This is a genomic window from Bradyrhizobium sp. P5_C11_2 (assembly GCF_054049755.1).
In genome coordinates this window covers 1-7,581 of record NZ_JBFULT010000370.1, presented here as the reverse complement: position 1 = coordinate 7,581, position 7,581 = coordinate 1, and the positions used below count along the sequence as shown (strand labels likewise).

The window sequence follows — 7,581 nt, the reverse complement described above, 5'->3', positions numbered from 1 at the left end:
GGGTATCACCTGGGCCCAGATCGCGATCATCCCGACGAACAACGTGATCGACGCCAGTGCGGCGGCTTCTTCCACGAAAATCCTGAACATGGCTTACTCCCTCGCTAGAACGTATGAAGAACATTGTTCTCATTTCGTTCTCGGGAGTCAAGCCGTCTCGGCGATCTCGACGCGCGATGGTTAACTCGCTGAATGATCACAACAAAAAAGCCCCGGCCGAAGCCGGGGCTTTGCTCAACCGCTCGAAAGGAGCGATCGGTCTCAGTAGCGGGCGATCATCGGGCCGCCGAACTTGTAGTTCAGGCGGACGAGGCCCATGTCGACGTCCTGACGGATACGGTCGGTCGAGGGCACCAGCGCGAAGGTGACATCCTTGTCCTGCAGGAAGATGTGGTTGTACTCGACACCAACCGACCAGTTCGGCGCGAAGCCGTACTCGATGCCGGCGCCGACCGTGCCACCCCAACGGGTCTGGTCGTTCGAGGACAGCAGCGCGCCGCCCGTGGTCAAGACTTCGTACTTGCCGCCAGCCACAGCCGCACCGCCCTTGACGTAGACGAGCACGTTGTTCCAGGCGTAACCGACCTGACCGGTGATCAGACCGAACGAGTCGATCTTGGAGCGGTTGCGGGTCGCGAACAGCGCGCTGGTGTTGTCGCCGGAGAAGTCGGCCCAGTTGCCCTGGCCTTCCACGCCGAACACCCACTGGCCGGACTGGAAGCGATAGCCGATCTGACCACCGACCGTGCCACCGGTCGCGTCGTGCGAACCCTCGCGGCCACCGCCGACCAGATCCCAGGTCGAATGCGCGGAACCGCCACCGCCGTTGATGCCGATGTAGAAGCCGCTCCAGTCGTAAATCGTCGCGACCATCGCAGGCGCCTTGGTGTAAGGCCGCGCCGCGAGATCAGCAGCCATCGCCGGAGCAGCCGCGCTGATCGCGACAAGGCTCGCAGTGACAAGCAACAAACTCTTCTTCATTTTTTTCCCGTTCCAGTTCTTCAGTAGGCCCCCGGGCCGTGGCGTCGTCTTAGCAGCGATCGACGGAATTGCTGTAACCTCGACGCAACAGTGCGGTCCAAAGGGCCGCGCAACATTAACGAACGTTTAGCAGCGCGCGCTGGAAACCCTTTGAAACAAGAGTTTTCAGCGTATCCAATGTCTTCTACACACATTCGCGACATAAGCGCCCAGACAACGAAGCGCGCACGATCGTGTGATTGGAGAATCGAAGAAGATGCGTGGACTGTTTGCCCTCCCCATTGTCGCCACATTTGCGCTCGCGCTGAGCGCAAGCACGCCGGCGCGCGCCTTCGGCACCCATCATGCGTTCTGCCTCACGGGCGATGAATGGCCGGGGCTGAGCAACTGCACGTTCGACAGTTACGCGCAGTGTCAGGCGAGTTCGTCGGGCCGCGCGCTGACCTGCATCGCGAATCCATATTTCGCAGGCCAGAGCGACGATCCCTACGCCTACCAGAATCGTCCGCGCGCGCAGACGCCCGGCTATTCGGCCGGCTATTGGACGCGCTGAGATGCGCGGCGCTCGCCTCGCCCTCGTCGCGATCGGCGTGGCCGTCGCGAGCGTCCCTGCGCGCGCGCAGACCTATGATCCGAGCTATCCCGTCTGCATGCAGATCTACGGCCAAGTCGGCTATTTCGACTGCCGCTACGCCTCGCTGGAGCAATGCAGATATCTCGCCGTCGGCCGCTCCGCGACCTGTGTCGTGAACCCGTATTTTGCGCACGGGAAACCGACGGGCGGACGGCGGGCGAGGCGCGCCGACTAGCGCCTCCCCATCAGGCTCGCGCAAGATCCGCTGCCCCCTGAATAGCAGCGTTATCGCGGATCTTGTCCGCAGTCTGAAATGACGGCCAGCCCCCCCGTTCGACGCTACCGCAACGTCGCCAACAGGCGTGCCGCAGACTTCAGGTCTGCGGTGTCCAGGCCCTCATCGAACTGGTCGTAGACCGGTTGCAGCAGCGCGCGAGCATCCTCGCGCCGGCCTTGTGCCTCCATCAGCCTTGCCAGATCGATGGCGGCGCGCAGCTCACTGGCGCGCGCGCCCTGCTTGCGGCTCAGCTCGAGCGAATGGATGAGGCTCGCTTCAGCCTCGTCGACGCGCGGCTTTGGCATCGAGAAGAGAACGGTACCCTTTACGCGCAGCAACTCGGGCATGTTGATCATGTCCCCGTTGGTCTCGACCAGATTGATGCCGTCGTCGGCCGTTCTCATGCTCTCGGCAAATCGTCCGGTCGCGGCCAGTCCTTCCGCGAGCGAAATGTGGAAGGCCGAGATCATCAGTCCATAATGCGTTGCGCGAAGCTCCTCCAGGCAGCCTTGCAGGAAATCGACTCCACCCTGTGCGTTGCCGCGGCGGATGGTCAGCTCCCCCTTGAGGCCGCGCCCGGCCGCGATCTGCGGCGCCAGGGAATGCGAGCGGGCGTTCGAGATGTACCAGTCGATGAGCTCCTCGGCGTAGGGCAGGTCGCCGATCCAGAGGAACAGCAGCACGGCATGCCGCAACACGATGGACAGAACGATCGGATCGTCGATCCGCTCGGCGTCTTTGATTGTCCGGCGTGCGCGCTCGACGGCCTGATCCGGATGGCCCTGCAGGCACAGCGTATTTGCCAGGGCGATCGCAGCCAGAATATCGTAGTCATAGCCGAGATAGGTCGTGCCGCTCTGCGGTGAGCGCGGCCGATGAAGAAGCGCCGCCTCCAGCTCGGCGCTGGCGCCGCCGAGGTCGCCGATAAAGTGGAGTGAATTTCCGAGGCCGAATTGGGCCAGCGCGATTGCCGCCGGGTCGCCCAAGATTGTGGCCGTGGCCGAACCGCGTCTTGCGTATTGCAGCGCTATCGTGAAGTTGCCCTTGCGCGAGTGAAAGATGTTCAGCGAAACCATCAGCCACATCTGGTAGAGGATGTCGCCACGTTCTTCGGCGATGAGGAGGCTTCGGTCCAGTGCGGCACGCGCCGCGTCGCTTCCGCCCTGGATAAACATCAGCGAATAGCCGAGGCCTGCCTGAAGCCGCATTTCTTCAGCGGTGCCGCGCCTGTCATCGCCAAGAACGAGAATCGCCCGCTCCGACCAGCGATGACATTCGGGCAGCATCGACGTCGCGAGCAGAACGGGCGCGGCGGCCACGGCAAGTCCGATGCGCAAGCCGCCATCGCTATTACCGCGGGAGAACGCCCAATCGAGCGCGGCGCGCAGATTGTCGATGTCCCTGATGTAGTGGGGCAGATCGTCGAGGGCCACACGCGGACTCACCGCGGCCGGCGCGAACAGACTGCGGAAGAACTCGGTGTGGCGACGAGCCACCTGGTCCGTTGCACCGGTCTCGTCCAGCTTGTCGAGCCCGTAGGCCCGGGTGGTTTCAAGCAATCGCCAGCGGCCCGACGCCACCGACGTGTCCAGCGACACCAGCGATTTGGCCGCCAGGCTCGCAATGCCTTCGGCAACCGCGGAGTCGGTCGCGCCGGTGTCGCCCATCACGGCGGTCGCCGCCTCGAACGTGAATCCGCCCACGAAAATCGAAAGCCGCTGCAGCAGCGTCCGCTCCGCGTCCGGCAACAGTTCGTAGCTCCAGTCCAGCGTCGCACGCAGGGTCTGGTGCCGCGGCAGCGCCGTGCGGCGGCCGGCCGTCAGCAGGCTGAAGCGGTTGTTCAGGCGCTCGGCGACCTGCTGAAGTCCCAGCACCGCGACACGCGCCGCCGCAAACTCGATGGCAAGCGGGATGCCGTCGAGCCGCCGGCAGATCGAGGCAATCAGCGGCAGGTTTTCCGCGCTCGCCGAAAAGCCGGAGTGGAGCGCCATCAACCGGGTGGTGAAGAGCTGGACGGAGCTGTATTCGTCGACATTGACCGCGCTCTCGAGACGTGGCGGCGGCACATCCAGCGGTGGAACGCGATAGACATACTCGCCCTCGCTCCGCAGGATCTCCCGGCTCGTCGCCAGCACGGACGCATTCGGGCACATGCGGACCAAGGCTTCCGCGAGGCTCGCCGCCGCGTCAGCGAGATGCTCGCAATTGTCGAGCACAAGCAGGAGTTTCTCGCCGCCGATGGCCCGGGCGACAGCTTCGGCGGAAATCACGGTGCCGCCGATCTTCAGCCCCAGGACGGGCACGACCGCGGACGGAACCAGCCCAGGGTCGGACAGTGAAGCCAGTTCGACAAGCCAGCAGTCACCCTCGAATGTCGGAAACAGGCTGCGCGCGACYTCCAGCGCCAGCGCACTCTTTCCGATCCCACCGGGCCCGGTCAACGTGACGAGGCGATAGGCCGACAAGACATTGAGCAGATGCTGCGTGGCTGCGCTCCGGCCGATCAGGGCCGATCCGGCCATCGGCACGTTGGATCGAAACGCCTGCCTCGGCTTGCGTTCCGAATGATCGGTCCGATGCTCCGGCTTGCTTGCCTGCCGGATAGTCCAATTGCCGAGCATGCGATAGCCGCGGCCGGAGACCGTGTTGAGCAGCGCCCGGTCAACGCCCAACGCCTTGCGAATGGCGGAGATGTGGAAGTGGAGAGTGTTTTCCTCGACCACCGCGCCCGGCCACACGCGATCGATGAGGTGGTATTTGCTGACGAGCTCTCCACCCGCCTCGACGAGAATCTCAAATATCTCGAATGCGCGGCTGCCAATGGGAACGGAGACACCTCGGCACCGCAACTCGCGCCGGCCAAGATCGATTTCCCACTCGTTCGCCGCGTACACGGCGCGTGGGCCCTGTTCTGCCATCGCCGTCTCCGCGGGCTCGCGCAATCCTCAGAACTTCTCAGTTCTGACTCAGGGAATTGACGCACCAAACCAGCTTAAACGCTCGTCCTGGCGGTGAGAAGGGCCGTTGCGCGGTCGCACAGCCGGGTGCGTCGACGGCCCCGAACATCGCGGACAATTGCCGTCAGACAAGGATCCATTCCCATGAACCGAATTCGAAAACTCGCAGCCCTCACACTCGGAGCAAGCATGATGACACAGGCAGCCCTCGCCGCAGAGCCCAACGCCGCCACCGACCCGCGGATCGATCCGCAGGTTCGCGCCTTCCTCGCCAGCATAAACAAGGACTCCAAACCGTTCTGGGAGCTTCCTCAGCCGAAGCCGCAGGAAATTCTCACCGCGCTGCAATCGCAGACGGATGTCGACATGACCGGCGTGACAACCAGCGAGCGAACGATCGACCAGGAAGGCCGCAAGGTGAAGCTCTACATTATGAAGCCCGCGCAAATGAGCAGCAATCCCGGCGTGTTGTTCTTCATCCATGGCGGTGTCTGGATCGTCGGCAATTTCCAGAACCATCAGCGCCTGCTGCGCGATCTCGTGGCCGGCACCGGACTGGTCGGCGTGTTCGTCGAATATACGCCGCTGCCGCAGGCCAAATTCCCGACCCAGCTGGAAGAATGCTACGCGGCATTGAAGTGGGTCGGCGGCCATGCACAGGAGCTTGGCGCGGACGGTAGCCGGATCGCGATTGCCGGTAACTCGGTCGGCGGCAACATGAGTGCCGCGCTCTCCTTGATGACCAAGGATCGCAGCGGCCCCAGAATCAGCTACCAGGTGCTGCTGATTCCGGCGACCGACGCGAGCGTCGATACGCCGTCCTACCACGCTTACGGGACCGGCCGCTTCCTGACGCGCGCATTCATGAAATACGGCTGGGACCTCTACGCGCCCGACGCGAAAACCCGCGACAATCCTTATGTGTCGCCGCTTCGCGCCAGCACCAGCGAACTCAAGGGGTTGCCGCCGGCGCTTGTCATCACCGCGGAGAACGATCCGCTGCGCGACGAAGGGGAAGCCTATGCCCGCAAGCTGAAGGAGGCGGGTGTCAGCGTCGATGCGGTCCGCTACAACGGCACGATTCACGATTTCGTGGCGCTGAACGCGTTGCGCCATGTGCCCTCGACCGAGGCCGCGATCGACCAGATCAATGCCGGCCTGCGCCGGCACCTCGAACTGGCAACGCATTAGCTGGTGCGACTATGACGCGGCGGGCGCATTTTGCCGCCGCGTCATCGGGTTGCTTCAACGTGGCCGTCAGACGCTAGTGCCTAGCCCTCGTGAGTCTCCGCCCGAGACCGGAAGGTAGATCACGAGTTTCAGCACCGGGTCGTCATTGGCCTGGAATCTCGTGTGCTCGAAATGCAGCACGCCCTTGGTGGGGTGCGACATGGTCTTGCGGCCCGAGGCGGTGCTGCGGATTTCGTGCGCTTCCCACCATTTGACGAATTCCGGGACTGCCCCGCCGCAGCCGCGCCAGCCGGCATTGCGAAATAAGCGGCGCTCCGCCGTGCCACCGAAAGTTGTGACCGCCCCAATGATCGTGTAACGTCCGTACCGATTATTCACCGGTCCATCGTTTCATGCTCGCCCGTATTTTGTTTCTCGTGGCCTTGCTGTCGATCCCGGGCGCATTGCGTGCAGAGGGAGCGCCGGCGGAGAAAGCCGGATTTGCGTCCAGGCTGACGATCTATCTTGCCAAGGGGGCAGCTGACGCGTGCGGGCCGGGCTGCGACCGCTGGATCGCCATCGAGGGMGAGATCGATCAGGACGCGGCGCCGCGCATTCGCCGCTTCCTCGCCGGCGTCAAGGACACGCAGCGTCCGATCTACCTCCACTCGCCCGGCGGAAACGTGGAACAATCCTACGTCATCGGGCGGTTGCTGCGCAGTCGCAAGGCGGTCGCCCGGGTTGGCCGGACCATTGCGACGGCATGCGCCGCGGGCACGCAGGTGGACGCCGCGTGCCTGAAGACGAAGGCCGCAAGCGGCGAGGTCGAGGCGGAGCTCACGACCTACCATGCGATGTGCAACTCGGCCTGCGGTTACCTGTTTCTCGGGGCGACATCACGCGAGGTGGCTCCCGACGCCGCGCTGGCGGTCCATAACTCCAGGCTGGTCCTCGTCTTTCACGGGCATCCAGCTCCGCAGGCGGTCGCGGAATACAGGCAGCGCCGGATCGCGAATGCCGAACGCGACCGCGCCGCATTCATCGCAGCGATGGGGATCAGCCGCGAGCTCGACAATCTCATCCGGACGGTGAAGTTCGAAAACCTGCATATGCTGACGCGAGCCGAGCTCTATCGTTTCGGAATCGACACGCGAGCGTTTGCCGAAGGGATGTGGAGGCTGGAAAAGGCAACGCGGCCGTTCATCAGCAAGATTGCGGTGATGAAGCAGGAGAGCGGCTCTTCGTTCCGGACGATGGAGTGGCGCATGTTTTGCGACACCAGGAATCGTGTGCCCCTGATGTTCGCGGGCGAGATCGACGAGGCGAGCGTCGGCAAAAGTACGATCATGATGACCGCGGACGCCGACAAGGACCAGGAAGCCGGAGGTTTTCCGGTGCGAGCCGCGAAGTACGAGATGTGGAGCGGCAGTATCGACCCTGACATGGTCAAGGCGATCATGGCGTCCCGCTCCCTCCATGTCCGGCGGACCACGCCGATGCCGGACGAAAAGGTGGATGTCACGAAATTTGACATCGACCTGACGGGCCTGGCGTCGATGCGAACTCAGCTTGCGGCGGCGTGCTCGTCGGTCGCGGCCAAGCCGAAAGGTCCCTGGCCGGCC

Annotated in this window: 7 protein-coding genes; 4 read left to right on the top strand and 3 right to left on the bottom strand. The window is 63.8% G+C overall.

Annotated elements, in window-relative coordinates; all coding sequences use genetic code 11:
* Positions 1-261: 261 nt before the first annotated feature.
* Positions 262-981: an outer membrane protein gene (locus tag ACXJL8_RS27875; protein WP_456620097.1), complete on the bottom strand. Its 720-nt coding sequence runs from the start codon at positions 979-981 to the stop codon at positions 262-264.
* A gap of 256 nt (positions 982-1,237) precedes the next feature.
* Here ACXJL8_RS27875 and ACXJL8_RS27870 point away from each other — a divergent pair, with 256 nt between their 5' ends.
* Together ACXJL8_RS27870 and ACXJL8_RS27865 are read left to right on the top strand one after the other, a co-directional pair.
* Positions 1,238-1,534 carry a DUF3551 domain-containing protein gene (locus ACXJL8_RS27870; protein WP_456620098.1) on the top strand — a complete coding sequence of 99 codons (297 nt, stop codon included), beginning with the start codon at positions 1,238-1,240 and terminating at the stop codon, positions 1,532-1,534.
* A gap of 1 nt (position 1,535) precedes the next feature.
* Positions 1,536-1,790, top strand: coding sequence for a DUF3551 domain-containing protein (locus ACXJL8_RS27865; protein WP_456620099.1), 255 nt, complete (start codon positions 1,536-1,538; stop codon positions 1,788-1,790).
* Positions 1,791-1,894: 104 nt separating this feature from the next.
* On the opposite strand, the gene ACXJL8_RS27860 is transcribed toward ACXJL8_RS27865, so the two are convergent.
* Positions 1,895-4,750, bottom strand: coding sequence for an ATP-binding protein (locus ACXJL8_RS27860; protein ID WP_456620100.1), 2,856 nt, complete (start codon positions 4,748-4,750; stop codon positions 1,895-1,897).
* Positions 4,751-4,981: 231 nt separating this feature from the next.
* Between ACXJL8_RS27860 and ACXJL8_RS27855 the strand changes: the two genes are divergently transcribed.
* On the top strand, positions 4,982-5,980 hold the full coding sequence (locus tag ACXJL8_RS27855) for an alpha/beta hydrolase (RefSeq protein WP_456620101.1): 999 nt from the start codon (positions 4,982-4,984) through the stop codon (positions 5,978-5,980).
* A gap of 66 nt (positions 5,981-6,046) precedes the next feature.
* On the opposite strand, the gene ACXJL8_RS27850 is transcribed toward ACXJL8_RS27855, so the two are convergent.
* On the bottom strand, positions 6,047-6,358 hold the full coding sequence (locus ACXJL8_RS27850) for an MmyB family transcriptional regulator (protein WP_456620102.1): 312 nt from the start codon (positions 6,356-6,358) through the stop codon (positions 6,047-6,049).
* 14 nt (positions 6,359-6,372) lie between these two features.
* Between ACXJL8_RS27850 and ACXJL8_RS27845 the strand changes: the two genes are divergently transcribed.
* Positions 6,373-7,581: hypothetical protein (locus tag ACXJL8_RS27845; protein ID WP_456685945.1), on the top strand; the 1,209-nt coding region annotated here is incomplete at its 3' end.